Genomic DNA, 25,769 nt, shown 5'->3' with positions numbered 1-25,769 from the left:
TCCGATGCGGGTTGTTTTCATGGGAACGCCGGAGTTCTCGGTTCCGGCGCTGAAGGCCCTGGCGGCGGAGCATGAGATTGTGGCGGTCTATTCGCAGCCGCCGCGGCCTGCCGGGCGCGGGCAGCAGCTGCGCCCTTCGCCCGTACAGGCGGCCGCTGAGGCGCTTGGGATTGCCGTGCGCCATCCCGTTTCGCTGAAAACTGCGGAAGCCCAGGCAGAGTTCGCAGCGCTTGGTGCGGATGTGGCGGTTGTGGTGGCCTATGGGCTTTTGTTGCCCCAGGCCGTGCTGGATGCGCCGAAATTCGGCTGTCTGAACATCCATGCCTCGCTTTTGCCGCGCTGGCGCGGGGCGGCACCGATCCACCGCGCCATCATGGAGGGCGATGCTGAGACCGGGATCTGCATCATGCAGATGGAGGCGGGTCTTGATACCGGTCCGGTTCTGCTGCGCCAGGCCACGGAGATCGGCGGCGGGGAGACGACCCAGGATCTTCATGACCATTTGTCGCTGCTGGGTGCTAAGATGATCGTGACCGCTCTGGCGCAGCTGCCGGATCTGGTGGCAGAGGTGCAGCCTGATGAGGGCGTTACCTATGCCAGAAAGATCGACAAAGCTGAGGCGCGCATTGACTGGTCGCTTTCTGCCGATGTGGTGGCGCGGCGCATTCGCGGCCTCTCGCCCTTTCCCGGCGCCTGGTGCGAGATGGGGGGCGAGCGGCTGAAGGCGCTGCGCGCGGTGGCGGTTGAGGGTCAGGGCGCCCCCGGGGAGATCCTGCCCGGCGAGGGTCTGACCGTCGCCTGCGGCCGCGGTGCGGTTCGCCTGGGCCAGGTGCAGCGGGAGGGCAAGAAGGCCCTGCCCGCTGTTGAGGCTCTGCGCGGGGTGACCCTGCCCGAGCGGCTGACTTAAGCGCCGAAGGGCAGCCAGATCGTTCGGGTCCGGCTGGCCCTTCGCATCAGATCTGCGGGTGCGGACCAGAAGGCGGGGTGACCCCCATCGGTGACGACCGGCTTCAGGCCTGCGGCGGCGAGCGTTTCAACACGGGCGCTTCCGGCGGCGGTGCCGCAATACCAAAGCGCGCTGACCTCTTCATGCAGGGCCAGCACCTCTGACAGCGGCAGATGCGGGCCGGTCACGATGTTCAGCGCCCCCGCAGGCAGATCCGAAACGGCAAAGACCTGCGCCAGTTTTGCCCCCACATGCGGCGCGGTTTCAGAGGGCACGCAGATCACGCGGTTCCCCATTGCCAGCGCCGGGGCGACCATGGTGATCAGCCCCAGAAGGGGTGCCTCGGGCGGACAGAGGATCGCCAGGACGCCCTGCGGCTCTGCCCGCTCCAGGGTAAGAAACCCCGGCTTCGTGTCGCGAACCGCGCCTGCAGCTTTATCCGCGGCAGAGGCGGCAGCCAGGATGCGGCTGAGGGCAGCCCTGACTTCCTGATCGGAGGTCAGCTCCGCAAATTCCGCCTGCCGCTGCTGCAGGTTCTCCGCGAAGAACCAGAGCACCTGTGCCCGCTGATGGCCGCTCATGGCAGACCAGGCAGCGGCCTTCACCGCCGCCTCAACTGCGTTGCGGATATCTTTGCGACTGCCCGAGGCAACCGGCGGGCCGCCCCCGATCGCCGCCGACAACCCATTGTCTGCGCGCGTAAATTTCCCTCCGATCCAATGCCTGAGGGTCATATCAAGCGCCTGCCCCTGCGGGGGTGCGACCGGATCTGGCAACCAGTGAGAGGGCTGCTCTTCACGCAGAGCGCCGGGTGGGGACGGATGCGTCAGCCAGGTCTCCATTCCCCGGCGCCCCCCTTCGGGGGCCGGGCCGGGGCCATCGAAAGCCGCGCCCGCATCAAGCTGGTGGGTGCAATTCACCCAGACCACTGCCGCCTTTACCCGCAGCGCAAGATCCGTGGCGCGGGTGATATTTTCGCTCCAGATTGAGGCGGATTGTGCCCTGCGGCTGTGGCTGGCAAGCTGCACGGCCTCATCTGCGGTGCGGAAGGTCGTCAGAACAGCGATCGGGCCAGAGCAGCCCTGCGCAGCGGCCCCTGTGATCAGGCCTGGTGCCAGGAAGTTCCCCTCAGGGGCGCTGCCCTGATGCAGATCGGCCCCCGCCGCTGTCGCGCGGGCAATCTGGTCACGCGCCCTGGTGCAACAGGCCTCAGAGGCCAGCGCGCCCAGATCGGTGCCTTTCTCCAAAGGATCGCCCGTCACCAGCCGCGCCATCCGCGCCTTCAGCCGCGCGGTGAAGGTCCCGGCCAGCCCTTCCTGAACCAGCAGGCGGGCCCCGGTGCAGCCCATCCCGCCCTGATTGAGCCAAAGGCCATCCACCACGCCCTCCACGGCGGCATCGGGATCAGCATCCCCGAGCACGATAAAAGTCGATGTCCCGCTCACCGACAGCGTCACCGCCTTGCCCTGGCCTGCGGTCGCCTCCCGGATTTTACGGCCTGTGGGGACAGATCCCGTGACAGACACCATGCGCACCCCGGGCTGAGCCACGAGCAGGGCGCCCGTCTCATCATCCCCCTGCAGGATGGTCAGAACGCCGGGCGGCAAGCCGATTTCCAGCGTCAGTTCCGCCAGCAGAACCGCGCTCAGCGGCGTCAGATGAGAGGGTTTCAGCACCACCACACTCCCCGCCGCAAGCGCGGGCGCGATTTTCCGGACCGCCGTCAACAATGGCGCGTGCCAGGGGATAAGCCCCGCGCAGATGCCATGGGGCACCAGGGTCGGAAAAGCCTCATCGCGCTGCATGGCCCACCCGGCGTGATGATAAAAACACCGGGCTGCCAGAGGGATATCGCCCTCGCGCAGCTCACGCATCGGTCTGCCGCCGTTCAGCACTTCGACCTCGGCAAAAAGACGCTCGCGTTTTTGCAGCCCCCGCGCCAGGGCGTAAAGATGGCGGGCCCGCGCCTCACAGCCCAGCGCTTCCCACAGCGGCTGAGCCTGCCGGGCTGCCGCAAGGGCTGCGGAAACCTCAGCCGCGCGCGCCAGGGGAACCCGGGCGATCTCCCGGGTGGTGGCGGGGTTCAGGACCGGGCGCAGATCGCCCCCTTCAGGAAAGTCGCCACCGATGAAATGACGCGCAATGGCGCGCTTTTCGATCCATGCCGTCCCCTCAGCAAGGCTTTCGCGCGCAGAGCCATAGTCCATCTTCGCCATGATCTCAGAGATCCCCGTCATAGCGCCCCCTCAGGCCGGTTGATGGTGCTGAAAGGCCGCGTAACGACCTGTCACATAATGAGAAAGCTGGCGCTCTATATCGGCCAGAAGCGAGCTTGCTCCGATGCGGAAAAGATCGGGCCGCAGCCAGGGCAGGCCCAGTTCTTCCTTCATCAGCACCTGCCAGTTCAGCGCATCTTTGGCCGTGCGCAGCCCGCCCGCAGGCTTGAAACCGACGATCTGCCCGGTCTGCGCCTGGTAATCCCTGATCGCCCGCAGCATGACCAGCGAAACCGGCAGGGTGGCATTGGCCTCTTCTTTACCGGTTGAGGTTTTAATGAAATCCGCCCCCGCCTGCATCGCCACCATAGAGGAGTGATAGACCGATGTGAGAGAGCGCAGATCCCCGGTTGCCAGGATGACCTTCAGATGGGCCGCGCCGCAGGCCGCGCGCATCTGTGCGATCTCGTCGTAGAGCGCCGCCCAGTTGCCGGTCAGCGCCAGTTCGCGGGTGATGACGATATCGATCTCTGCCGCGCCCTGATCCACCGCATAGCGGATCTCGGCCAGCCGCAGCGGCAAGGGCGTCAGCCCCGCCGGAAAGCCCGTCGCGACCGAGGCCACCGGAATGCCCGAGCCCTCCAGCGCCTTCACCGCATGGGGGACCATGGTGGGAAAGACACAGACCGCCCCCACCGTCACGGCAACCCCCAGCGCCTCAGAGAGGTCCGGGCCGAGGGGGTCACGCGCCTTGGCACAAAGGCGCTGCACCCGGCCTGCGGTATCATCCCCCGCCAGGGTCGTCAGATCCAGGCAGCGCACCGCATTCACAAGCCAGGCCGCCTGATGAAGGCCCTTCAGCGCGCGGCGCGATGGGATCGCCGCACCCGCGCGCCCGGCCGCCGGGCGGTTGATCTCGCGCGAAAGAAAAAGTGACGGCTCAAAGGCCATTCCCTGGTTGCGCTCGGCCATGCTCTCCCCCCGTTCTCTCTTATGACTTCGTCGCAGCCCCGCCGCCGATCAGTCGCTTTGCCCAGCGGATCAGCCGCAGCCTCTGCCCCGTCCAGGGCGGAAAGATCATCCTCAGCGGCGAGAAGCGGTTTTGCAAAATCGCCCGCTGGTGCGAGAAGGCGAGAAAGCCCCATTCGCCATGCGCGGCCCCATGGCCCGAGTGGTTCACCCCCCCGAAGGGCAGCCCCTCATGGCTGTAATGCAGCACCGTCAGGTTCACCCCCACCCCGCCCGAGGAGGTGCTGGTGATGACCTGATCGATGAAGTCGCGATCCTTTTCAAAGACATAAAGCGCCAGGGGCTTCGGGCGGGCATTGATGCGCGCCAGCACCGCCGCAGGATCACGGAAGGGGATGACCGGCAGGATCGGGCCGAAGATCTCTTCCTGCTCAAGGCGCATCTGCGGGGTCAGGGCACTCACCAGGGCAGGCGCCATCTGCGTCCCCGCGCTGCTGCCCTGGCGCAGCACCTTTGCGCCCCCCTCCTCTGCCTCCTGCAACAGGCTCTCCAGTCGCGCGGCATGGCGGGGCGAGACGATGCGGGCCATGGGTGCCCCCTCCAGCGCCCGGGCCATACGCGCGCGCAACAGCGGAAGGAACGCCTCGCGCACAGCCTCATGCACAAAGAGATGGTCGGGGGCGATGCAGGTCTGCCCGGAATTGGTCAGCTTGCCAAAGGTGATCCAGTCTGCAGCCTGCGCAAGATCCGCCCCTGGCCCCACAATGACCGGGGATTTGCCGCCAAGTTCCAGCGTGACCGTGCTCAGATGCTTTGCCGCTGCCGTCATGACGATACGGCCCACCTCGGGCGAGCCGGTGAAGAAGATATGATCAAAGGGCAGCGCCAGCAGTTCGGTGGACGTCTCCACCCCGCCCTCAATCACCGCCACCAGATCAGGATCAAAGGCCGCGGCGATGATCTTCGCGATCACCCCTGAGGTGGCGGGCGTCAGCTCAGAGGGTTTCACCACCGCGCTGTTGCCCGCCGCCAGACAGGAGACCAGCGGCCCCAGCGCAAGGTTCAGCGGGTAGTTCCAGGGCGCGATGATCAGACAGACCCCGCGCGGCTCACGCCGGATCCGGGCGGAGGTGCCAAAGCTCGTGAGGGTCGGCCCGACCCGACGGTCCCGCGCCCAGGATTTCACCTTGCGCTGCGCCAGACGGATCTCGCTGAGCACCGGCAGGATCTCCGTGAGCAGCACCTCAGCCTCAGGCTTGCCGAAATCCTCGGCCAGCGCCGCAATGATCTGCCCCTCATGGTCCAGGACTGCACGCCTGAGCGCCTCAAGCGCCTGCGCCCGTGCGGGGGCATCAAAGCTCAGGCGGCGCTCAGGCACCAGGCGGCGCTGCGCATCAAAGATCGTCAAGGCACTCTGGCTCATAGGGTCCTCCGTTCTTTGTGCAGCCTGCGCGAGGGCGGCGCGTCTTGCAACAGGGCGCGAAGCGGGCCACTTTCAGCGCAAACAGAAAGGTGCTGACATGAGCCTCACCCCTCCCTCTCTCAATGAAGAGCGTCTTGACCGCCTGGCCCGCGTGGCCGTGAAGGTCGGTCTGAACCTGCAACAGGGCCAGGACCTGATCCTGACCGCGCCGGTCTCGGCCGCGCCCCTGGTGCGCCGCATTGCCGCCCATGCCTATCAGGCGGGCGCGGGTCTGGTGACGCCGATCTACGGCGATGAAGAGGTCACTCTGGCGCGCTATCAGCATGGTCAGGACCACAGCTTTGACCGCGCCACCGGCTGGCTCTTTGACGGTATGGCCCAGGCCTATAAGGCGGGCACTGCGCGGATGGCGATCGTGGGCGACAACCCGATGCTGCTGAGCGAACAGGACCCGGCCAAAGTGGCCCGTGCCTCGCGCGCCAATGCCCTGGCCTATAAGCCGGCCCAGGCGCCCATCGTGAACTTCGACATCAACTGGACCATCGTCGCCTGGCCGGGCCTGGCCTGGGCGCAGCAGGTTTTCCCCGATCTGCCGCCCGAAGAAGCCCAGGCCGCTCTCGCCGATGCGATTTTTAAAGCGAGCCGCATTGATGGCGAGGACCCGGTCGCTGACTGGACCGCCCATAGCGCACGCCTGGCGGAACGCTCGGCCTGGCTGAACGGCAACCGCTTCTCGGCGCTGCAGTTCACCGGCCCCGGCACCGATCTGAAGGTCGGTCTGGCCGATGGGCACGAATGGCACGGCGGTGCCTCAACCGCAAAGAACGGCGCGGAGTGCAACGCCAATATCCCCACCGAAGAGGTCTTCACCACGCCCCATGCGATGCGGGTCGAGGGTTGGGTCTCGGCCACCAAGCCGCTCTCGCATCAGGGCAGCCTGATCGACGGCATCCGCGTGAAGTTTGAAGACGGTAAGATCGTAGAGGCCCATGCCACCAAAGGCGAAGGCGTGCTGCAAAAGCTGATCGAAAGCGATGAGGGCGCGCGGCGTCTGGGCGAAGTGGCGCTGGTGCCGCATTCCTCGCCGATCTCGCAGTCGGGGCTTTTGTTCTACAACACCCTCTTTGACGAAAACGCCGCCAGCCATATCGCGCTTGGCCAGTGCTATTCGAAATGCTTCGTCGGCGGGGCTGATCTGACGGAGGATCAGGTGAAAGCCCGGGGCGGCAACTCGTCAATCATCCACGTCGACTGGATGATCGGCTCGGGTCAGGTGGATGTGGATGGCATCAATGCCGATGGCAGCCGCACTCCGGTGATGCGCAAGGGCGAATGGGCCTGAGATCTGCGGAGAAAGAACAAAAGGGGCCGGTGATCCGGCCCCTTTTTCGTAAATTTCCCTTTGTTTTCGGTCAGGGCCGCTTTTGCCGGATCAGAACAAAGCGAGACCCCTGGTCCTGCGGCAAATCCCAATAAAACAAGGGAAACCGCTCCGGGTGGGGGAACACCCGTTCCGGAACAAACCAGGATCACGGCGCAGAGAGGCTCTGCAGACGCTCGCGCAGCTCGGTCTTGAGGATCTTGCCGTAGTTGTTCTTCGGCAGCTCCGTCACGAAATGCCACTCCTTGGGCCGCTTAAACCGCGCGATGCGGGCGGCAAGATGGGCGTCCAGCTCTGCCGCGCCAGGACCATCGGCCACCACGAAAGCGACGATATTCTCGCCCCATTCCGGGTCCGGCCTGCCGATGACCGAGACCTCAACCACCTGCGGATGGGTGAGAAGCGCCTCCTCCACCTCACGCGGGTAGACATTGGTGCCGCCGGTGATGATCACGTCTTTTGAGCGGTCATGCAGCGTCAGATAGCCCGCGCCATCCATGGCCCCCATATCGCCGGTGCGCAGCCAGCCGTCGCGGATTGTCTCGGAGGTGGCTTTCTCGTTTTGCCAGTAGCCCGCCATGACGGGGGCGCCTTTCACCAGGATCTCACCGATCTCTCCCGGCGGCAGGCTCTGCCCCGCCTCATCCGCGATCCGCACCTGAACTGAGGTAAAGGCCCGCCCGACCGAGCCGAGGCGCTTTTCCCACTCCGGGTGACCGCGCTCCGCCACCTCTGCCCGGCTGAGGGTGGTGATGGTCATCGGGCATTCGCCCTGGCCGTAGATCTGAATGAAGATCTCGCCAAAAACCTCTCCGGCCTCGGTGATATCGGCCAGATACATCGGCCCGCCGCCATAGATCACACTGCGCAGCCCCTGGCCTGTGCGCCCGCTGGCGCGGGCATAAGCGGTCATCCGTTTGACCATGGTGGGGGCGGCGAACATATGAACCCGGCCCAGCGCCTCAGCCAGATCAAAGATCTCAGCAGGCTCAAAGCCGCCGCTTTCGGGCACGCAATGCGCGGCCCCCCGCACCACATGCGGCAGGCAGTAAAAGCCCGCACCATGCGACATGGGGGCGGCATAAAGCGCCACATCCTCAGCGAAGACCTGATCGACATCCGCCAGATAATCCGAGGTGGCCGCCACCAGATTGGCGGCCGTCAGGATCACGCCCTTGGGCCGCCCGGTGGTGCCGGAGGTGTAAAAGAGCCAGCAGGGATCCTGGAGGCCCATCTCATGCGGCTCAGGCCTGCCGGGCTGCGAGAGCATCTCTGCCCAGGCACTGCCGCCCGGCGCAATCTGCGGCAGGCCCCGCGACAGCCCCGCAGTCTCCGGCGCGATCACCAGTTTTGCGCCCGCGTTTTCCGTGATCCAGTCGGCCTCTGCGCCATGCAGCTTGGCGTTGACCGGCACGGCCACGGCCCCTGCCCACCAGATGCCGAATTCGGCCACCAGATAATCGGGGCAGTTCTTCATAAAGAGCGCGACCCGGTCCCCCGGCGCGATGCCGCGCCGCGTCAGCCCTTCGCCGAAGGCCGCCGCCTGATCGCGGAATGCCGCATAATCCGCAAGGCAGTTGCGGCCCAGAAACAGGGCCGGAGCGGCTGGCGTCAGATCCGCCGTCCGCTTCAGCCAGAGTGCCGGATTCATGATGTCCCCCCTGAGATCCTCCGCGCTGAGGTTAAGCGCGGCAAAGCTTCGGGGGGAAGCGTTTTAACGCGCGGGCGGCAGCACGAAAACGCGGGCCGGGTGCAGCTCGCCGCTTTGATAGCGGCCAACCGCGATGGCGCGGCCCTCAAAGGCGGCCCAGGCCTCGGTGCCCCAGGGCAGATTGGCCAGCACCATGCCAGGATTGCCGTGACCCAGACGCACCGCCCCTTCGGGGGTGGCCTCAACGCGCGGCAGGCCCGTCAGACCCGCCTCAATCGGCAGCAGGCGGGCTTCAAGCTCGGGCGTGCGCGACAGACGCTCAATCTCATCGGGTGAGATGCCGTCTTCGGCGCGGAAGGGGCCCGACCAGACCCGGCGCAGCCAGGCCACGTGGCCAAGGCAGCCCAGCACTTCGCCCAGATCCCGCGCGATCGAGCGGACATAGCCGCCCTTGCCGCAGATCATCTCAAGCTCAACCTGATCGGCCGAGGGGCGCGAGATAACTTCAAGCTTTTCAACAAAGAGCGGGCGGGCCGCGAGTTCCATCTGCTCGCCTTCGCGGGCCAGATCATAGGCGCGCTCGCCATCCACACGCACCGCCGAGAACTGCGGCGGAACCTGTTGGATATCACCGCGGAACTGCGCGAGTGCCGCCTCAATCTCAGCATCCGAGGGGCGGCTGTCGCGGGTAGCGATCACTTCGCCTTCGGCATCATCGGTATTGGTGGCGGCGCCAAGGTTCACCACAAAGCGGTAGCATTTGGCGGCATCGGTAATATAGGGCACGGTCTTCGTGGCCTCACCCAGCGCAATGGCCAGAACCCCGGTCGCCGCCGGATCCAGCGTGCCCGCATGGCCCGCCTTTTGCGCATTCAGCGCCCAGCGCACCTTGCCCACCACCGCGGTTGAGGTCACGCCCGCAGGCTTATCCACCACCAGCCATCCCGAGATCGGATTGCCCTTGCGCCCGCGTGCCATGTCGTTCCCCTTTTTCCGCAAGCCCGCCCGATAACTTCCCGCCCCCCGCACGTCAACTGCGCGCGGGCTGCGGCGCGAGCGATCGCCCTTGTTTTCCTGGCGCTGCGGGCACCGCATTCGCTTGACCCGCGCCAGGATAGCGCCTATAGCCCCGGGGTTCACCGGGGAATCTCCCGAGTGAATCCTGAACGCATGGCCGATGCCGTCTGACTTCTTCTTCAGACAGCGGCCGAAGCGCCGGGTCAAACAGTATCGCGGCCACACTCCGGCGGGCGCTTTGAGAGGTCCTCTCAAATCGCGAACCCGGACGAAGACCAGGAGTTCCTGGCCCGACATCCCTTCGCGGAAATACCGCGGGCAAACACAGGAGACAGGCGCATGAACCTTATTGCGCAGCTCGAGGCGGAACAGATCGCCGCTCTCGGCAAGACCATCCCGGATTTCAAAGCCGGCGACACCATCCGTGTCGGCTACAAAGTGACCGAGGGCAGCCGCTCGCGCGTTCAGAACTACGAAGGCGTCTGCATCGCCCGTAAAGGCGGCGCAACCATCGCTGCTGCGTTCACCGTGCGTAAAATCTCGTTCGGCGAAGGCGTTGAGCGCGTATTCCCGCTCTACTCGACCAACATCGACTCGATCGAAGTTGTCCGTCGTGGCCGCGTCCGTCGCGCGAAACTCTACTACCTCCGTTCGCGTCGCGGCAAATCGGCCCGTATCGCTGAAATCACCACCAACCGCGCGAAGTAAGGATCTGAGAGATGAAAGACGGTATCCACCCCGACTACCACTCGATCACCATCAAAATGACCGATGGTTCGACCTATCAGACCTTCTCGACCTACGGCAAAGAGGGTGACACCCTCGCGCTCGACATCGACCCGCTTGCTCACCCGGCATGGACCGGCGGCAATTCGCGTCTGATGGACACCGGCGGCCGCGTGTCGAAGTTCAAAAACAAATACGCAGGCCTCGGCTTCTGAGCCTGAGACCCGTTGTTTTCGGAAAGGCGCAGCTTTTGCTGCGCCTTTTTGTTTGCGCGGGGTCACAGGACTGTCCGGGTTGAACGAAAGCCACAGCCGCTGCGCATACGCTGTGCGCGGATTGACAAGGCAGGCCGGCCTCCGCCACCGTGCGCGGGAACTATGGCGGAAAGGTCGCCCGATGCGGATCATCCTGGTGGCAGAACACGCCTCGCTGCGCATGGGGGGTGAGGCGGCGCTGCCGATACACTACTTCCGCTGGCTGACTGAGCGCGGCATCGACACGCAGATGGTCACCCACGCCCGAACCCGTGACGAACTGGCGGCGCTTTTTCCCGATCACACCGCGCGGATACATTTTCTGCCCGATACCGCGCTGAACCGGCTGTGCCGGCAGATCGGGCAGCATCTGCCCCAGCGGATCGGCCATTTCTCGGTGGGCTATCTCAGCCGCCATGTGACCCAGAGGGCCGCGCGCCGCAAGGCGCGGGCGCTGATCGCGCAGACCGAAGGTCCGGTGCTGGTTCATCAGCCCATCCCCGTCTCCCCGCGTGAGCCCTCATTGCTTTATGATATGGGCGCTCCGGTGGTGATCGGGCCGATGAATGGCAATATATCCTGGGCCCCTGGCTTTCGGGCCGGAGGCCGTGAGGCGCCAGACAGCCTGATGATGGCTCTGTGGCACCCGCTGCGGGGGCTGATCCATCGCCTCGCCCCCGGCAAGCTCCGCGCCGCGCTGCTGCTGAGTGCCAATGCCCGCACCACCACCGCCCTGACCGATACCGGCACCCGCGCCCGGATTGTCGAGATCGTCGAGAACGGGATAGACACATCGCTGTGGCGGCCCGCCCCCATGAGCGGCGGCACCGCCGAATTCCTGTTCATGGGCCGGCTCGTCAGTTTTAAGGGCGCACAATATCTGCCCGATATCCTGGCGCAGATGAAAAATCGCACGGCCCGGATCGGCATCATCGGGGACGGGCCAATGGAGGAGGCCATCCGCGCCCGGGCAAAAGAGCTTGGGGTCTCCGGGCGCATCACCTTCTACGGATTTCTCAGCCAGACAGACTGCTCCACCCACCTGGCCCGCGCCCGCGCGCTGATCCTGCCCAGCCTCGCGGAAGCCGGCGGCGCCGTGGTGATGGAGGCCATGGCCTGCGCGCGCCCTGCCATTGCGGCCGATCATGGCGGTCCGGCAGATTACATCGTCCCCGGAACCGGCTGGCTGGTTCCCATCCCCTCGCCCGAAGCGCTGATCGAGGGCTTTGCCGAACGGATGGACCAGCTTGCCGACGATCCGGCCCTGGCGGAGACCACCGGGAAGACGGCCCGCGCCCATGCCCTGCGTCACTACGACTGGAACAGCAAAATAGACACTGTCCTGGGCCTTTATCAAAGCTGCCTGCTTGCGGAAAAGTGATGCAGGCTTTAGCCGCGATGTAAGAACTTCGGAGAGAGGCACATGGCGCATATCATCGCGGTCGGCAACGAAAAGGGCGGCTCGGGCAAATCCACCACCTGTATGCATGTGGCGACGGCTCTGGTGCGGGCAGGCTTTCGGGTCGGTGCGGTGGACCTCGACCTGCGCCAGCGCAGTTTCGGGCGCTATATCGAAAACCGCATGGCCTATCTGCAGCAGACCGGGCTGGAGCTGCCGACCCCCATTCTGCGCGATCTGCCCGAAGTGGCCGCAGGCGCATTGCAGCCGGGCGAGAATGCCACCGATCACCGCCTGTCGTCGGTGGTGGCTGAACTCGACCAGCTTTGTGACTTCATCCTGATCGACTGCCCCGGCAGCCACACCCGGCTGAGTCAGCTGGCGCATTCGCTGGCCGATACGCTGATCACCCCGATGAACGACAGCTTTGTCGATTTCGATCTGCTGGCGCGGATTGAGCCGGAGACCGGCAAGATCAAAGGCCCCTCGATCTATGCCGAGATGGTCTGGCAGGCGCGGCAGCTGCGTGCCCAGGCCGGGCTGAAGCCGATCGACTGGATCGTGCTCCGGAACCGCCTTGGCGCGCAGCAGATGCACAACAAAAAGAAGGTCGGCAAAGCGCTGGAGGATCTTTCGCGCCGCATCGGCTTCCGGGTGATCCCGGGCTTCTCCGAGCGGGTGATTTTCCGCGAACTTTTCCCGCGCGGGCTGACGCTGCTGGATCTGAAGGATGTCGGCGTCGAAAGCCTCAGCATCTCCAACGTCGCCGCCCGCCAGGAGCTGCGCGATCTGATGAAAGAGCTGCGCCTGCCCGGGTTTGAGCTGAATTTCTGATCGGCCAGGTTGCGAAGGGTGCCATAACTTCAGGCGATATCTGTCAGAAGATACAGCTATTTGACTTATAGCGCCCCCCCCGCCCACTCTCTCGGCAGACTGAGCTGCCAAGAGAGATCAATGACCCGCGCTGCTGACGAAACCTTCCAGGACATCCGCGATGCCGTTCGCGCGCTCTGCGCGGAATTTCCGGCCGAATATCACCGCAAAGTGGATGAGGCGCGGGGCTACCCCGAGGATTTCGTTGCAGCCCTGACCAAAGCCGGCTGGATGGCCGCCCTGATCCCTGAGGCTTATGGCGGCTCGGGCCTTGGGCTGACCGAAGCCTCGGTCATCATGGAAGAGATCAACCGCGCGGGCGGCAATTCCGGTGCCTGCCACGGGCAGATGTATAATATGAACACCCTGATCCGCCACGGATCAGAGGCGCAGCGCCAGCACTATCTGCCGAAAATCGCCAGCGGTGAGTTGCGCCTGCAAAGCATGGCGGTGACCGAGCCCACCACCGGCACCGATACCACCAAAATCAAAACCACCGCCGTCAGACGTGGCGACCGCTACGTGATTAACGGGCAGAAGGTTTTCATCAGCCGCATTCAGCATTCCGATCTGATGATCCTGCTGGCGCGGACCACGCCGCTGGCGGAGGTGAAGAAGAAATCTGAGGGCCTGTCGATCTTTCTGGTCGATGTGAAAGAGGCGATGAAGTCGGGCATGGTGATCCGGCCCATCCTCAATATGGTCAATCATGAGACCAATGAGGTCTTCTTTGATGAGCTGGAAATCCCCGCCGACAATCTGATCGGCGAAGAGGGCCAGGGCTTTAAATATATCCTCACCGGGTTGAACGCCGAGCGCACGCTGATCGCGGCGGAATGCATCGGGGACGGCTATTGGTTCACCGATAAAGTCACGGGCTACGCGAAAGAGCGCGTGGTCTTTGGCCGCCCCATCGGCCAGAACCAGGGCGTGCAGTTCCCCATCGCCGAAGCCTTCATCGAGATCGAGGCCGCCAACCTCATGCGCTATGAGGCCTGCCGCCGCTATGATGCCGGTCTCGACTGCGGGGCCCAGGCCAATATGGCGAAGTATCTGGCCGCCAAAGCCTCCTGGGAGGCGGCGAATGCCTGCATCCAGTTCCACGGCGGTTTCGGCTTTGCCTGCGAATATGACGTCGAGCGCAAATTCCGCGAGACCCGGCTGTACCAGGTCGCGCCGATTTCCACCAACCTCATCCTGTCCTATGTGGCCGAACATATCCTGGGCCTGCCAAGGAGCTTCTGATGGTGCTGCCGCTTGAAGGGCTGACGGTCGTTGCGATTGAGCAGGCGGTAGCGGCCCCCTTTGCCACCTCGCGGCTGGCCGATGCCGGGGCGCGGGTGATCCGCATTGAGCGGCCTGAGGGCGACTTCGCCCGTGGCTATGACCGCGCAGCAAAAGGGCAGTCGAGCTATTTCGTCTGGCTGAACCGCGGCAAAGAGGTGGTGATCGCCGATCTGACCAAAGAGGCCGACCGCCAGGTTCTGCGCGACCTGCTGCGCACCGCCGATGTCCTGGTGCAGAACCTGAAACCTGGCGCGCTTGGCCGTCTGGGGTTCACTGCGGAGGAGCTGGCCAGGCTCAATCCGCGGCTGATTTCCTGCGCGATCAGCGGCTATGGCGACAGCGGTCCCATGGCCTCGCGCAAGGCCTATGACCTGCTGATCCAGGCCGAATCCGGCCTGGCCTCTCTGACCGGGGGGCCGGAGGCTCCGGCCAGGGTGGGCATCTCGGTGGTGGATATTGCCACCGGGGCCACCGCCCATGCCGCGATCCTTGAGGCGCTGATCCGGCGCGGCCTCACCGGACAGGGCAGCGCAATCACCATCTCGATGTTTGACGTGATGGCGGACTGGCTGACCGTGCCGCTTCTGAACGCTGAGGCGGGCCAGGTGCCGAGGCGCAACGGGCTGCGCCACCCCTCCATCGCGCCCTATGGGGTGTTTGAGTGCCGCTGCGGCGGGCAGATCCTGCTGTCAGTGCAAAACGACCGCGAATGGCGCAACCTGGCGCGGGAGCTTCTGGGCGATGCTGCCCTGGGCCAGGACGCGCGCTTTGCGACGAACCTGGCGCGGGTGGAGAACCGGGCCGGGACCGACCGCCAGGTCGCCCTGGCCCTGGCCGCCCTGAGCGCCGAAGAGGCCGCAGAGGTCCTGGCGCGCGCCGATGTGGCCTTTGCGGGGGTGAATGATATGGCAGCCCTCTCGCGCCATCCGCATCTGCGCCGGATCACGGTTGAAACACCCGCAGGCCCGGTCAGCTATCCCGCGCCCGCGCCCCGTGTCACCGGCGAAGAGCGCCGCTACGGCCCGGTCCCTGCCCTGCCCGTCCGCTGAACCGCCAGGTTCGCCGCGCGCCGACACCGGCTGGTGGCACCCGGCCGCAGAGCTTATCTTCTGCGCGACCCCCTTCCTGAGGACGATCCCATGCCGCGCCCCCGCCTGATCCTGATCCCCGGCACCCTGAATGACGAAGGGCTCTGGCGCGATCAACTGGCGCCGCTGTCGCTGGTCGCGGATGTCAGCGTCGCCGATATCACCAAAGGCGAGAGCCTGGAGGCCCTGGCCCGCCAGGTCCTGGCCCTGCACAGCGGCCCCTTCCTTGTGGCGGGATTTTCGCTCGGCGGTCTCGTCGCGCAGGAGGTCTTCCGCCGCGCGCCAGACCGCGTCCTGGGGCTTGGGCTTCTCGATACCACCATGCTGCCCGATACCCCCGCGGGACAGGCAAAGCGCGATGCCATGATCAAAGCCGCCTCCTCAGGCGCGCGCTTCATTGGCATGGGAGAGCGCCTGCTGGCGGGCTATCTTGCGCCGCAGAACCTGGCGCGCGGCGACATCGGCGCGAGGATCCAGGAGATGACGCTACGCCTTGGAGCAGAGGTTTTCATCCGCCAGAGCCGGCTCGATCGCCCCGACAACCGGGACCTGCTGAAAACCGTGACCTGCCCGACGCTTATTCTTTGTGGCGAGGAAGACCGCATCACGCCGATGGCGCTGCATGAAGAGATGGCGCGGCTGATCCCCCACGCCAGGTTCCTGCGGGTGAAAGACGCGGGCCATATGACCCCGATGGAACAGCCCGAGGGGGTGACCTCAGCCCTGGTTGCCCTGGTGGCAGAGGTCACCCGCCAGGACGCCGTTTAAAACAGAAAAAGGCGGGTCCGAAGACCCGCCTTTTCAATTTCGCTGATCCTGCGATCAGGCGAGGCTGCGTTCCACAGTCTCGCGCTCGAAGATCTCGATGACGTCGCCGGCACGAATGTCTTCGTAACGCTCGAACGCCATGCCGCATTCCTGGCCCGACTGCACTTCTTTGACTTCGTCTTTGAAGCGCTTGAGGGTCTTGAGCGTGCCTTCGTGGATAACCACGTTGTCGCGCAGAAGGCGGACGCCTGCCGAACGACGGGCCACGCCCTCGGTCACCAGACAGCCTGCAACATTGCCGGCGCCGGTGATCTTGAAGACTTCCTTGATCTGCGCATAGCCGATGAAATGCTCGCGCACTTCGGCTTTGAGCAGGCCCGAGGCTGCCTTTTTGATGTCGTCGAGCAGATCGTAGATGATCGAGTAGTAACGGATCTCGACACCCTTCTGCTGCGCCGAGGACCGGGCCATTGCGTTTGCACGCACGTTGAACGCCAGGATCGGAGCTTTGGAGGCATCTGCCAGACCAACATCCGAGTCGGTGATCGCGCCGACACCGTAGTGCAGGATGCGAACGCGGACTTCGTCGTTGCCGACTTTTTCCAGCGCCTGAACGATGGCTTCTGCCGAACCCTGAACGTCTGCCTTCACGATGACCGGAAGCTCAGCCACGTTCAGATCGGCTTTGGCTTTCGCCATCAGCTGTTCCAGCGTGGTTGCAGCACCGGCAGCGGCGCGTTTGTCCTTGGTGGTCTGCTCACGGTAGTCAGCAATCTCACGGGCCTGCGCTTCGGTCGGAACAACGTTGAGAACGTCACCCGCCGAGGGCGTGCCATTGAGACCCAGCACTTCAACCGGGGTCGAGGGACCGGCTTCGGTGATGGTTTCGCCTTTGTCGTTCAGCAGCGCACGAACCTTGCCCCACTTGTGGCCGACGACGAAGATGTCGCCTTTGCGCAGGGTGCCGTTCTGAACCAGAACGGTGGCAACCGGGCCACGGCCGACGTCGAGTTTGGCTTCGACCACAGCACCCATACCGTCACGGTTCGGGTTGGCTTTCAGCTCAAGGATCTCAGCCTGCAGCGAAACGGCTTCGAGCAGCTTGTCGATGCCCATGCCGGTATGCGCCGAGACTTCGACGTCCTGAACGTCACCGGACATGGCTTCCACAACGATCTCGTGCTGCAGAAGGTCCGTGCGGACCTTGGTCGCATTGGCCGAATGCTTGTCCATCTTGTTGATGGCCACGATGATCGGAACGCCCGCCGCTTTCGCGTGGTGGATCGCTTCGATGGTCTGCGGCATGACCGCATCATCCGCTGCAACAACCAGGATCACGATGTCGGTGACATTCGCACCACGGGCCCGCATCGACGTAAACGCCGCGTGACCAGGGGTGTCGAGGAAGGTCACCAGCTGACCCGAAGGCGTTTTCACCTGGTAAGCACCGATGTGCTGGGTGATGCCGCCTGCCTCGCCGGTGACGACGTTGGCTTTGCGGATACGGTCCAGCAGCGAGGTTTTACCATGGTCAACGTGACCCATGATGGTGACAACCGGAGCGCGCGGCTGCAGGTTTTCTTCACCGTCAACAACGGTGTCGATGACCTGTTCCACGTCCGAATCCGAGACGCGCACGGCTTTGTGGCCGAATTCTTCGATCACAAGCTCTGCGGTATCCGCGTCGATGGGCTGGTTCATGCTGACCATCATGCCCATCTTCATCAGGGACTTGACGACATCGGCGGCGCGTTCGGCCATCCGGTTTGCCAGTTCCTGAACGACGATGGTTTCCGGAAGCTGCACGTCACGGACCTGTTTTTCAGCTTTCTGGCCGAAACCCAGGGCTTTCTGACGGGCTTTTTCCTGCTTCCGCTTCATCGCAGCCAGCGAGCGCTGACGGCCGCTGTCTTCCGAGGTTGCGTTCGACAGGGTCAGCTTGCCTGCACGGCGACCTTCGTCACCGGTACGGGCACGGTTGTTGCCACGCTCTTCGCGTTCACGCTCGGCCTTGCGCTGCACGGTGTTTGCCGGTGCGGTGCGGTTCGGGGTCGGGCGCTGTTCATCCGCCGGCGAACCGGGGGTCGCGGTTGCAGCAGCAACACGCGCGGGGGCATTGGCGGCGCGACGGGCAATCTCTGCCTCGCGCTTCGCTTTTGCTTCCTCTTCCGCTTTCAGGCGGGCTTCTTCTTCCAGCTTGCGCGCAGCAGCTTCCACGCGCTCACGCTCTTCGCGTTCGCGGGCTTCAAGCTCATCACGCTTGCGCTGGCGTTCTTCGTCGCGTGCCTTCTCATCGGCAGCGCGCTGCAGAGCCTCATCCGCCTCGCGCGCTTTTGCAGCGCGCAGAGCCGTGAGACGACGCTCCATCTCAGCATCGGAGATGCCGGCCGGGCGCTTCGAGGGATCCCCGAAAGATTGCGAGGAGCCGCCGGCACCACCGGCACCACCAGGCTTTTGGGGGACCACAACGCGTTTGCGTTTGACCTCCACAGCAACGGACTTCGTGCGGCCGTGGCTGAAGCTTTGCTTCACCTGGCCCGGACCACGCGTCCCGCCACCCAGCCCGAGGGGTTTTTTGCCGTCAGTATCGCTCATGCGTCTTCGTTTCCTTCCCGGCGGTCCCGCCGCCGACCTGCCTGCGGCTGCACATTTCGCAGCCCCGCAAGCCTTGCCGCTTCGTCTACAACACGTTCGTTGAGTCCACCAGCCGCAAGCGCGCCGTGTATGACACGTTCACGGCCGAAAGCCAAACCCAATTCATCTGCGGTCAGACAGCCGATATAGGCATCCATTCCGCTCGGGGGACGAAGGCGGGATTTCTCACGCTCCGACCCGTCACTGGCCTGGATCAGGATTTCAGCCTGCCCTTTTTCCAGCCAGTCCTTCACCTTTGACAGCCCCGCCACCGCATGGCCCGCTTTGCGCGCCATTGCGAGGAGATCTGCCACTCGTCGTGCCAGGCCCTGTTCAATCAGATCGATGAGATCGGCAGGAACAGTGACCTGAGTGCGGGCAGCACGGGAGAAAAGGCCCTTGCTGATCGCTTTTTCAAGAGCTGCACGCTCAGATGCGACATAAAATCCGCGACCAGGCAGTTTTCCGAGCAGATCCGGGCACAGCTCACCGCCGGGACCCGCCACAAAACGGATCAATCCGGCCTTCGGCTGGACCTCCCCCGTCGCAATACATTTGCGCTCGGGGTCGTCCTGCATCTTCTCTTTACCACCACGGGTCATTTTACGTCACATAGCGAAGCCTGAAATCAGGCTTCGTCCTCTTCGGTTTCTTCTACGTCTTCGTCGGCAGTTTCCAGCTCAGTCGGATCCACCCAGCCCAGCATGACGCGTGCGGTCATGATGAGGGTCTGCGCTTCCTCAAGGTTCATGTCGAACTGCTCAAGGATGCCCACGTCTTTTTTGCGCTGGCCATTTTCCATGGTCCAGCCACCGGCCAGTTCCCAGTCAGCACAGGTCGCGAAGTCTTCGAGCGACTTGATGCCGTCGTTGCCAAGCGCTTCCAGCATCTGGGGCGTCAGGCCTTCGAAGTTGATCAGGCTGTCTTCGACGCCGGCGTTACGCGCGGTTTCAAGTGCCTTGCGGGCCTGCTCTTCGATGTAGTCGCGGGCACGGGCCTGCAGCTCACCTGCGGTGCCTTCGTCAAAGCCGTCAATACCAACCAGCTCATCGAGATCGACATAGGCGACTTCTTCGAGGTTGGTGAAGCCTTCCGAGACCAGCAGCTGCGCCATCATCTCATCGACATCCAGCGTGTCCATGAAGAGTTTGGTGCGTTCTGCGAACTCAGCCTGACGACGGGCCGATTCATCGGCTTCGGTCATGATGTCGATGTCGAGCGCGGTCAGCTGCGAGGCCAGACGCACGTTCTGACCACGACGGCCGATGGCGAGCGAGAGCTGCTCATCGGGCACCACGACTTCGATTTTCTGGGCGTCTTCGTCAAAGACCACTTTCGACACTTCCGCCGGTTGCAGCGCGTTCACCAGGAAGGTGGCAACATCTGCGTTCCACGGAATAATGTCGATTTTCTCGCCCTGAAGCTCGTTCACCACGGCCTGAACGCGCGAGCCGCGCATACCAACGCAGGCGCCGACCGGATCGATCGAGTTGTCATAGGAGATCACAGCGATCTTGGCGCGCGAACCCGGATCACGGGCCACAGCTTTGATCTCAATAATGCCGTCGTAGATTTCCGGCACTTCCATTTTGAAGAGCGCCGACATGAACTCCGGTGCGGTCCGCGACAGGAAGACCTGCGGGCCACGGGCTTCGCGGCGCACGTCTTTGACGAAAGCACGGATGCGGTCGCCAATCCGGTAGCTTTCGCGGCCGATCTTGTCGTTGCGGCGCAGGATGCCTTCGCCACGGCCGATGTCGACGATGACATTGCCGTATTCTTCGCGCTTGACGGTGCCGTTGATGATGGTGCCCTGGCGGTCTTTGAACTCTTCATACTGACGGTCGCGCTCTGCTTCGCGGACCTTCTGAAGGATCACCTGCTTCGCCGACTGCGCGGCGATGCGACCGAGTTCAACCGGCGGCACTTCGTCGATAACTTCGTCACCGAACTGCGGATCTGCCAGATAGGACTTCGCCTGCTTGACGGTCAGCTGTGCGTGATAGTTCTCGACCGCGTCATCTTCGACCACGGTGCGGATACGTGCGAAAGTGGCGCGACCGGTTTTGCGGTCGATCTTCACACGGATATCCATATCCGCGCCATACCGCGACTTGGCCGCACGGGCGAGACTGTCTTCCATGGCCTGGATCACCAGGTCCGGGTCGATCATCTTCTCACGCGCGACCGCCTCAGCGGTTTGCAGAAGTTCAAGCTGGTTGGCAGAGGTAATGGCCATTGCGGGCTCCTGTCAGTGCCGGGTCGGTGCCGGGGTTTCTTCCCCGTCATCATCTTCGTGATCTTCCGTCTCGATATCTTCGAAGCCGGATTCGTCGACGTCCGCGCCATCGAAGGCACCGGATTCTTTACGCTGGCGCAGCATCTCTGCGATCAGCTCATCGGTGAGGATGAGTTTCGCATCGGAGAGCCATTCAAACTGCAGGCCAATGGTGACCTCTTCACCACCCTCATCGAGGGTGATGAGAACTTCATCGCCCTCCGTGCCGGCGATGTTGCCTTTGAAGCGGCGGCGGCCATCGATGAGTTCCGTGGTTTCCACCCGGGCCTCATAGCCGTTCCACATATCAAAGTCCTTCAGGCGCGTCAGCGGCCGGTCGATGCCGGGCGAAGAGACCTCAAGGGTGTAGTTATCTTCAATCGGATCGTCGACATCGAGAACCGCCGAGACTGCGGTCGAGATCTTCGCGCAGTCATCCACGTTAATGCCGCCTTCCGGGCGGTCCGCCATAATCTGCAGGATACGCGTCTTGCCGCCCATAAGGCGGATGCGCACCAGCTCATACCCCAGATCCTCAATGGCTGGGGTCACCAGGGCGGCGAGGCGCTGGTCAATGGTGGTCTTGGCAATCAGGTCAGACATGGGGAACCCCCAAAAACAAAAAACGGGCCATAGCGGCCCGTGTGCATATTCCGGTGGGCCATCAGGTTTGGACCCCGATGACGCCGCTGTTGAAGGGGATATAGAGGCTCGCAGCCTTTATTGCAAGGGAAACCCCGGGCCGGTGAGGTTTTAGTTTTCAGCCCCGGGGGCTTTGCGCCCCCGGACCCCCGCAGAGTATTTCGAAAAAGCCAAAGCTCAGCCGGCGGTGAGGGTGGTGTCCGAGCGCCCGGTGATCACAGAGGTGACGATCTGCCCCTCGGGCTGAGGGGTTGTGAAGCGCACTTCGGTGAATTGCCCGGTACGGCCAAGCAGCGGGGATTCCATCAGGATCTGGTGGGTGACGCCCTGCTGAGACGCAAGATGCATCGCAAGCGCCTGATCGCCTTTGGCACGCAGGCGGGCGGCGCGGTCCTTGATGAAGGGGCCTTTGACCTGGGGCATCCGCGCGGCGGGCGTGCCTTTGCGCGGGCTGTAGGGGAAGACATGCAGGAAGGTCAGCCCGCAGTCATCGACGAGGCGGAGCGAATTTTCGAACATCTCCTCCGTCTCTGTCGGGAAGCCGGCGATGATATCGGCGCCGAAAACGATGTCCGGGCGGAGCAGGCGGGCCTCTTGGCAAAAGCGGATCGCATCGTCGCGCAGGTGGCGGCGCTTCATGCGCTTCAAAATCATGTTATCGCCGTGCTGGAGCGAGAGATGCAGGTGGGGCATCAGCCGCGGCTCGGTGGCGATGGCCTGCATGAGGTTCTCATCCGCCTCAATCGAGTCGATGGAGGAGATGCGCAGCCGCGGCAGATCGGGGATCAACTTCAGGATGCGCATGACCAGATCGCCAAGGCGCGGCTCGCCCGGCAGATCGGCACCCCAGGAGGTGAGATCGACGCCGGTGAGGACGACTTCAAGGAAGCCGCGGTCGACCAGGCGTTTGATCTGATCAATGACCACGCCTGCCGGGACCGAGCGGGAATTGCCACGACCAAAGGGGATGATGCAGAAGGTGCAGCGGTGATCGCAGCCGTTCTGGACCTGGACATAGGCACGGTGACGGCCAAAGCCGTCGATCAAATGGCCTGCGGTTTCTTTCACGGACATGATGTCATCGACCTGAACCCGCTCGGTCTCGCCGATCAGATCGGGGACCATGGCGTTCCAGGTCGAGGCCTGCATCTTTTCGGTATTGCCGATGACGCGGGTGACCTCTGGCATATTCGCGAAGGTCTCAGGCTCTGTCTGGGCGGCGCAGCCGGTGACGATGATCGGCGCGTCGGGGTTCTCGCGGCGGATGCGGCGAATTTCCTGGCGGGCTTTACGCACGGCCTCGGCGGTCACGGCGCAGGTATTGACCACATGCGCGCCTTTAACCCCGGCCTGTTCGGCGAGCTCTTTCATCGCCTCAGACTCATAGGCGTTCAGCCGGCAGCCAAGGGTATGAAAGACAGGAACGCTCATGACAGAAAGTCCGGAGTAAAGGTTGCGGTAAAGACATGTGCCGTAGGGGCTGTCATCCAGACCCCGTCGTCGCGCCAGTCGATGCCGATCTGACCGCCATCGACATAAACGGTTACGCGCCGCTCCGTAAGGCCACGTCGTGCCGCAGCCACGGCCGCCGCGCAGGAACAGGTCCCGGAGGCCAGGGTGATGCCCGCGCCGCGCTCCCAGATCTTCAGGCGGATCGCATCGCGGCTGAGAATCTGCACGAATTCGACATTGGTGCGCTGCGGGTAGAAGGGATGATGCTCAAACTGCGCGCCCCGGGTGGCGAGATCGACGGCTTCCGCATCATCCACAAAAAAGGTCAGATGCGGATTGCCCATGCCGGTGGCGACGGGATCGCCGGGAATATCGAGGTGCAGCGTGTCCATGGCCTGACTGAGAGGGATCTCCTGCCACTCAGTGAGGGGAGCGCCCATATTAACACGGGTCAGCCCGCCCCCGGCGTCCTCGCAGGCGAGAAAGCCGCGCTCGGTCCGCAGGTTGAAGCTTTTGAGGCCGGTTTCATTCAGAAGATGGCGCGCGATGCAGCGGGTGGCATTGCCGCAGGCCCCGGAGAGAGAGCCGTCGTAGTTCCAGAAGGTCAGACGGGCCAGAGCCTCCTCATCGGGATCGATGGTGGCCAGCTGGTCAAAGCCCACGCCGGTATGACGGTCGCCGATCGCCCGAACCAGGGCGGTCGTCAGCTCAGGGCCGCCCTGACGGCGGTCAATCACCACGAAATCGTTGCCGAGTCCGTGCATCTTCATGAAGGTGAAGGGGGCGGGTGCGCTGTTTTCCATGGGGCGCATATAGGGCCATCGCATTTTTTTCACCAGTGGTGAGGAATTTTCCTTTTTGCGGGTTGACCCCACCTGACCCCGACTATAGATCACCCCTCACCGAAACGGTGGGCCCGTAGCTCAGTTGGTAGAGCAACTGACTTTTAATCAGTGGGTCACAGGTTCGAATCCTGTCGGGCTCACCACTTAATACAAAAAGCCGCAGCATTTTTGCTGCGGCTTTTGTCATTTTACGTGGAACCTTTTTTCCGGCCTGCACGTTTGTCGCAGGGAAAAAGTTGAAGCAGTACTTGACCTTAGCTGACACAAGCTGTAGATCAATACTTACAAAGTGGGCCCGTAGCTCAGTTGGTAGAGCAACTGACTTTTAATCAGTGGGTCACAGGTTCGAATCCTGTCGGGCTCACCACTTTACAAAAAGCCGCAGCGTTATCGCTGCGGCTTTTGTCGTTTCTGCCCTGCGCGATCTTCGCTGATTTTGGCTGAAAAGCGGGCAATGCTTCCTAAAAACAAATGTGAATCCCTCAGTCAGAAAAGGTATGTTTTATTTTTATGGTCATAATTTATTGTTTTTGATTATTTAATTGGATTCTAAGTATAGGGTTCTGTTGAGGGTTTAGCTGAAAATTGCAGCGCTTTGGCCCAGATAAGTGAGGGTCTGAAGGGACGCTTTAATCCCACCAACGTCCTCAGTTTGTTGAGGCAGACGTGACAGCCTCAACGGGCATCTAATGGGGCGATTGTCGTGGAGATCGGCCGATATATTGGGCCGCCGACCCTTGGTCGTGGCCTGCTCAACTCATCGTCCTGTCAAAGCCGGTTTTGGAGAATTGAGAAAAGGCGCGACGCAGCTTTGGCATTGAAATGCTGTGCTTTTCCAAAGAGCCGATTAGAGATAGCTCTATGCCCAACCCGGGACATGCGCGAGTTTATCTCTGATGGAAGCACTTACAGGAGCGCATACCATGTAGTCATAAATCATAATTTATGACTACATAATGAAATTCATCTTTACAAATAAGTGATATTTCGCGACGTGACAAACACACTCAGACGTCATGAGTTGGAAATTTATTAAGTATTATCAGTCCTTTGACTGGCCTCGGCCTCTTGCCGCGCGATAAGCGGGGGCATGAAAAAGCTTAAACGTTTCCTGAACCGCCGCCTTCGGGCCGGACCGCTGATATGGGCGGCTGCATTTGGGGCCGCCGGGCTCTTCTTTGCCCTTCCCGATCTCAAAATATCCGCAGACCTCGACAAGGCTATCGCCGCGCTGCAAAGCCGCGCCGCTCAGGAGTTGCAGAAGCACCTTCCTGAGGCCCTTCAGCCGGCATCGTCAGGATTGCAGGGTATCGCCACGGTGATCGACGGCGATACCATCGACATTCAGAAGCAACGCATTCGTCTGCATGCCATTGATGCGCCCGAATCCGCGCAGCGCTGCTGGAAAGGCGCCTCTGAGTGGCGCTGCGGGCAAACCGCAACCCTTGCTTTGAAAAATAAAATCGACCGCCATCCGGTCCGCTGCGAACAGATCAACCGCGACCGCTATGGCCGCATCGTGGCGCGCTGCTTTCTCGGTGAAACCAACCTGAATGCCTGGCTGGTCGAGGAAGGCCATGCTGTTGCTGCGCCGCAATACGGCAAAGACTACATTGCGCATGAAGCGCGCGCACAGGCGGCCCGGCGTGGCATCTGGGCGGGTGAGTTCATTGTGCCCTCTGATTGGCGCAAGGGCGTTCGCCAGCCGCAGGGGTGAGCGCAAGGGCGAAGTGGCAACAAGGCATAAGGCGCAATAGCGCAGGCATGACAGCTTCAGGCGTCGCGCTCGCTATGGTCCACGGACCATGTATGGATGGCGCCCGCGTGACAAGGGGTTTGTGATTTCGGCATCTGGTCGGGTGCGGCCATGGATTCGGCGTCTGATCTGTGGGGCGTCCCACGCGCCCTGATGACTGTTCG

At 63.1% G+C, this 25,769-nt stretch carries 21 protein-coding genes and 2 tRNA genes; 12 read left to right on the top strand and 11 right to left on the bottom strand.

The genetic code is table 11. From position 1 onward, the window contains the following. Window positions 1-4: 4 nt before the first annotated feature. A complete protein-coding gene (gene fmt / locus EG244_RS14585; RefSeq protein WP_124965741.1) occupies window positions 5-907 on the top strand; it encodes a methionyl-tRNA formyltransferase in 903 nt (300 codons plus the stop codon). Here the strand turns inward: fmt and EG244_RS14580 are convergent. Genes EG244_RS14580 through EG244_RS14570 form a run of 3 tightly spaced genes read right to left on the bottom strand, consistent with a single transcriptional unit; the run spans window position 904 to window position 5,554 of the window. After that, window positions 904-3,183 (bottom strand): aldehyde dehydrogenase family protein, encoded by a 2,280-nt coding sequence (locus tag EG244_RS14580; RefSeq protein WP_124965739.1) that lies wholly within the window; start codon window positions 3,181-3,183, stop codon window positions 904-906. The genes fmt and EG244_RS14580 overlap by 4 nt on opposite strands. A 9-nt stretch (window positions 3,184-3,192) precedes the next feature. After that, a complete protein-coding gene (gene deoC, locus EG244_RS14575) occupies window positions 3,193-4,134 on the bottom strand; it encodes a deoxyribose-phosphate aldolase (protein WP_124965737.1) in 942 nt (313 codons plus the stop codon). 19 nt (window positions 4,135-4,153) lie between these two features. Beyond that, window positions 4,154-5,554 (bottom strand): aldehyde dehydrogenase family protein, encoded by a 1,401-nt coding sequence (locus EG244_RS14570; RefSeq protein ID WP_124965735.1) that lies wholly within the window; start codon window positions 5,552-5,554, stop codon window positions 4,154-4,156. Between the two features lie 97 nt (window positions 5,555-5,651). Here EG244_RS14570 and EG244_RS14565 point away from each other — a divergent pair, with 97 nt between their 5' ends. Continuing rightward, the gene (locus EG244_RS14565; protein WP_124965733.1) at window positions 5,652-6,896 is read left to right on the top strand and encodes an aminopeptidase; all 1,245 of its coding nucleotides are present in this window, start codon (window positions 5,652-5,654) and stop codon (window positions 6,894-6,896) included. Between the two features lie 187 nt (window positions 6,897-7,083). On the opposite strand, the gene EG244_RS14560 is transcribed toward EG244_RS14565, so the two are convergent. Next, entirely contained in the window at window positions 7,084-8,586 is a 1,503-nt protein-coding gene (locus EG244_RS14560) for an AMP-binding protein (RefSeq protein WP_124965731.1), read from the bottom strand. A 63-nt stretch (window positions 8,587-8,649) separates the two neighbouring features. Beyond that, window positions 8,650-9,564 (bottom strand): tRNA pseudouridine(55) synthase TruB, encoded by a 915-nt coding sequence (truB, locus tag EG244_RS14555; RefSeq protein ID WP_124965729.1) that lies wholly within the window; start codon window positions 9,562-9,564, stop codon window positions 8,650-8,652. Window positions 9,565-9,942: 378 nt separating this feature from the next. Here truB and rplS point away from each other — a divergent pair, with 378 nt between their 5' ends. The 7 genes from rplS to EG244_RS14520 all read left to right on the top strand — a co-directional run bounded on the left by rplS (window position 9,943) and on the right by EG244_RS14520 (window position 15,998). Next, window positions 9,943-10,311 carry a 50S ribosomal protein L19 gene (rplS, locus tag EG244_RS14550; protein ID WP_124965727.1) on the top strand — a complete coding sequence of 123 codons (369 nt, stop codon included), beginning with the start codon at window positions 9,943-9,945 and terminating at the stop codon, window positions 10,309-10,311. Window positions 10,312-10,322: 11 nt separating this feature from the next. Further along, window positions 10,323-10,544: a 50S ribosomal protein L31 gene (gene rpmE, locus EG244_RS14545; protein WP_124965725.1), complete on the top strand. Its 222-nt coding sequence runs from the start codon at window positions 10,323-10,325 to the stop codon at window positions 10,542-10,544. A 181-nt stretch (window positions 10,545-10,725) separates the two neighbouring features. Beyond that, window positions 10,726-11,964 carry a glycosyltransferase family 4 protein gene (locus EG244_RS14540; RefSeq protein WP_124965723.1) on the top strand — a complete coding sequence of 413 codons (1,239 nt, stop codon included), beginning with the start codon at window positions 10,726-10,728 and terminating at the stop codon, window positions 11,962-11,964. Window positions 11,965-12,006: 42 nt separating this feature from the next. Continuing rightward, a complete protein-coding gene (locus EG244_RS14535) occupies window positions 12,007-12,816 on the top strand; it encodes a division plane positioning ATPase MipZ (RefSeq protein ID WP_124965721.1) in 810 nt (269 codons plus the stop codon). Between the two features lie 120 nt (window positions 12,817-12,936). Beyond that, window positions 12,937-14,100, top strand: coding sequence for an acyl-CoA dehydrogenase family protein (locus EG244_RS14530; RefSeq protein ID WP_124965719.1), 1,164 nt, complete (start codon window positions 12,937-12,939; stop codon window positions 14,098-14,100). Between the two features lie 2 nt (window positions 14,101-14,102). Further along, window positions 14,103-15,191: a CaiB/BaiF CoA transferase family protein gene (locus EG244_RS14525; protein ID WP_233589029.1), complete on the top strand. Its 1,089-nt coding sequence runs from the start codon at window positions 14,103-14,105 to the stop codon at window positions 15,189-15,191. Window positions 15,192-15,281: 90 nt separating this feature from the next. After that, window positions 15,282-15,998 (top strand): alpha/beta fold hydrolase, encoded by a 717-nt coding sequence (locus EG244_RS14520; protein WP_325050393.1) that lies wholly within the window; start codon window positions 15,282-15,284, stop codon window positions 15,996-15,998. 54 nt (window positions 15,999-16,052) lie between these two features. Here EG244_RS14520 and infB read toward each other — a convergent pair whose 3' ends face one another. The 6 genes from infB to dapF all read right to left on the bottom strand — a co-directional run bounded on the left by infB (window position 16,053) and on the right by dapF (window position 23,831). Then, a complete protein-coding gene (gene infB / locus EG244_RS14515; protein ID WP_124965714.1) occupies window positions 16,053-18,593 on the bottom strand; it encodes a translation initiation factor IF-2 in 2,541 nt (846 codons plus the stop codon). Next, window positions 18,590-19,234 (bottom strand): RNA-binding protein, encoded by a 645-nt coding sequence (locus EG244_RS14510; protein ID WP_124965712.1) that lies wholly within the window; start codon window positions 19,232-19,234, stop codon window positions 18,590-18,592. The genes infB and EG244_RS14510 overlap by 4 nt, the downstream gene beginning before the upstream one ends. A 26-nt stretch (window positions 19,235-19,260) precedes the next feature. Next, complete coding sequence (gene nusA, locus EG244_RS14505) at window positions 19,261-20,871, bottom strand: transcription termination factor NusA (protein ID WP_124965710.1); 1,611 nt, start codon at window positions 20,869-20,871, stop codon at window positions 19,261-19,263. A gap of 12 nt (window positions 20,872-20,883) precedes the next feature. Beyond that, window positions 20,884-21,513 carry a ribosome maturation factor RimP gene (gene rimP / locus EG244_RS14500; protein ID WP_124965708.1) on the bottom strand — a complete coding sequence of 210 codons (630 nt, stop codon included), beginning with the start codon at window positions 21,511-21,513 and terminating at the stop codon, window positions 20,884-20,886. A 216-nt stretch (window positions 21,514-21,729) separates the two neighbouring features. Next, window positions 21,730-22,983: a tRNA (N(6)-L-threonylcarbamoyladenosine(37)-C(2))-methylthiotransferase MtaB gene (gene mtaB / locus EG244_RS14495; RefSeq protein ID WP_124965706.1), complete on the bottom strand. Its 1,254-nt coding sequence runs from the start codon at window positions 22,981-22,983 to the stop codon at window positions 21,730-21,732. Then, window positions 22,980-23,831, bottom strand: a complete 852-nt coding sequence (dapF, locus tag EG244_RS14490) for a diaminopimelate epimerase (RefSeq protein WP_233589024.1) — start codon at window positions 23,829-23,831, stop codon at window positions 22,980-22,982. Before dapF ends, mtaB begins: the two co-directional genes overlap by 4 nt. 85 nt (window positions 23,832-23,916) lie before the next feature. On the opposite strand from dapF, the gene EG244_RS14485 reads away from it, so the two are divergent. The 3 genes from EG244_RS14485 (at window position 23,917) to EG244_RS14475 (ending at window position 25,566) form a co-directional block, all read left to right on the top strand. Then, window positions 23,917-23,992, top strand: a tRNA-Lys gene (locus tag EG244_RS14485). 148 nt (window positions 23,993-24,140) lie between these two features. Further along, window positions 24,141-24,216, top strand: a tRNA-Lys gene (locus EG244_RS14480). 723 nt (window positions 24,217-24,939) lie between these two features. After that, window positions 24,940-25,566 carry a thermonuclease family protein gene (locus EG244_RS14475; protein ID WP_124965705.1) on the top strand — a complete coding sequence of 209 codons (627 nt, stop codon included), beginning with the start codon at window positions 24,940-24,942 and terminating at the stop codon, window positions 25,564-25,566. Window positions 25,567-25,769: the final 203 nt, after the last annotated feature.

This window comes from Falsigemmobacter faecalis (assembly GCF_003863335.1).
GTDB classification, from domain to species: Bacteria; Pseudomonadota; Alphaproteobacteria; order Rhodobacterales; family Rhodobacteraceae; genus Wagnerdoeblera; species Wagnerdoeblera faecalis.
The sequence above is the reverse complement of the archived record's forward strand: the minus strand, read 5'-3'. Positions and strand labels throughout refer to the sequence as shown.

Bases quoted from the DNA above. Each gene is read 5' to 3' on its own strand.
- fmt (WP_124965741.1), top strand. From the start codon at position 5: ATGCGGGTTGTTTTCATGGGAACGCCGGAGTTCTCGGTTCCGGCGCTG.
- EG244_RS14580 (WP_124965739.1), bottom strand. From the start codon at position 3,183: ATGACGGGGATCTCTGAGATCATGGCGAAGATGGACTATGGCTCTGCG.
- deoC (WP_124965737.1), bottom strand. From the start codon at position 4,134: ATGGCCGAGCGCAACCAGGGAATGGCCTTTGAGCCGTCACTTTTTCTT.
- EG244_RS14570 (WP_124965735.1), bottom strand. From the start codon at position 5,554: ATGAGCCAGAGTGCCTTGACGATCTTTGATGCGCAGCGCCGCCTGGTG.
- EG244_RS14565 (WP_124965733.1), top strand. From the start codon at position 5,652: ATGAGCCTCACCCCTCCCTCTCTCAATGAAGAGCGTCTTGACCGCCTG.
- EG244_RS14560 (WP_124965731.1), bottom strand. From the start codon at position 8,586: ATGAATCCGGCACTCTGGCTGAAGCGGACGGCGGATCTGACGCCAGCC.
- truB (WP_124965729.1), bottom strand. From the start codon at position 9,564: ATGGCACGCGGGCGCAAGGGCAATCCGATCTCGGGATGGCTGGTGGTG.
- rplS (WP_124965727.1), top strand. From the start codon at position 9,943: ATGAACCTTATTGCGCAGCTCGAGGCGGAACAGATCGCCGCTCTCGGC.
- rpmE (WP_124965725.1), top strand. From the start codon at position 10,323: ATGAAAGACGGTATCCACCCCGACTACCACTCGATCACCATCAAAATG.
- EG244_RS14540 (WP_124965723.1), top strand. From the start codon at position 10,726: ATGCGGATCATCCTGGTGGCAGAACACGCCTCGCTGCGCATGGGGGGT.
- EG244_RS14535 (WP_124965721.1), top strand. From the start codon at position 12,007: ATGGCGCATATCATCGCGGTCGGCAACGAAAAGGGCGGCTCGGGCAAA.
- EG244_RS14530 (WP_124965719.1), top strand. From the start codon at position 12,937: ATGACCCGCGCTGCTGACGAAACCTTCCAGGACATCCGCGATGCCGTT.
- EG244_RS14520 (WP_325050393.1), top strand. From the start codon at position 15,282: ATGCCGCGCCCCCGCCTGATCCTGATCCCCGGCACCCTGAATGACGAA.
- infB (WP_124965714.1), bottom strand. From the start codon at position 18,593: ATGAGCGATACTGACGGCAAAAAACCCCTCGGGCTGGGTGGCGGGACG.
- EG244_RS14510 (WP_124965712.1), bottom strand. From the start codon at position 19,234: ATGACCCGTGGTGGTAAAGAGAAGATGCAGGACGACCCCGAGCGCAAA.
- nusA (WP_124965710.1), bottom strand. From the start codon at position 20,871: ATGGCCATTACCTCTGCCAACCAGCTTGAACTTCTGCAAACCGCTGAG.
- rimP (WP_124965708.1), bottom strand. From the start codon at position 21,513: ATGTCTGACCTGATTGCCAAGACCACCATTGACCAGCGCCTCGCCGCC.
- mtaB (WP_124965706.1), bottom strand. From the start codon at position 22,983: ATGAGCGTTCCTGTCTTTCATACCCTTGGCTGCCGGCTGAACGCCTAT.
- dapF (WP_233589024.1), bottom strand. From the start codon at position 23,831: ATGCGATGGCCCTATATGCGCCCCATGGAAAACAGCGCACCCGCCCCC.
- EG244_RS14475 (WP_124965705.1), top strand. From the start codon at position 24,940: ATGAAAAAGCTTAAACGTTTCCTGAACCGCCGCCTTCGGGCCGGACCG.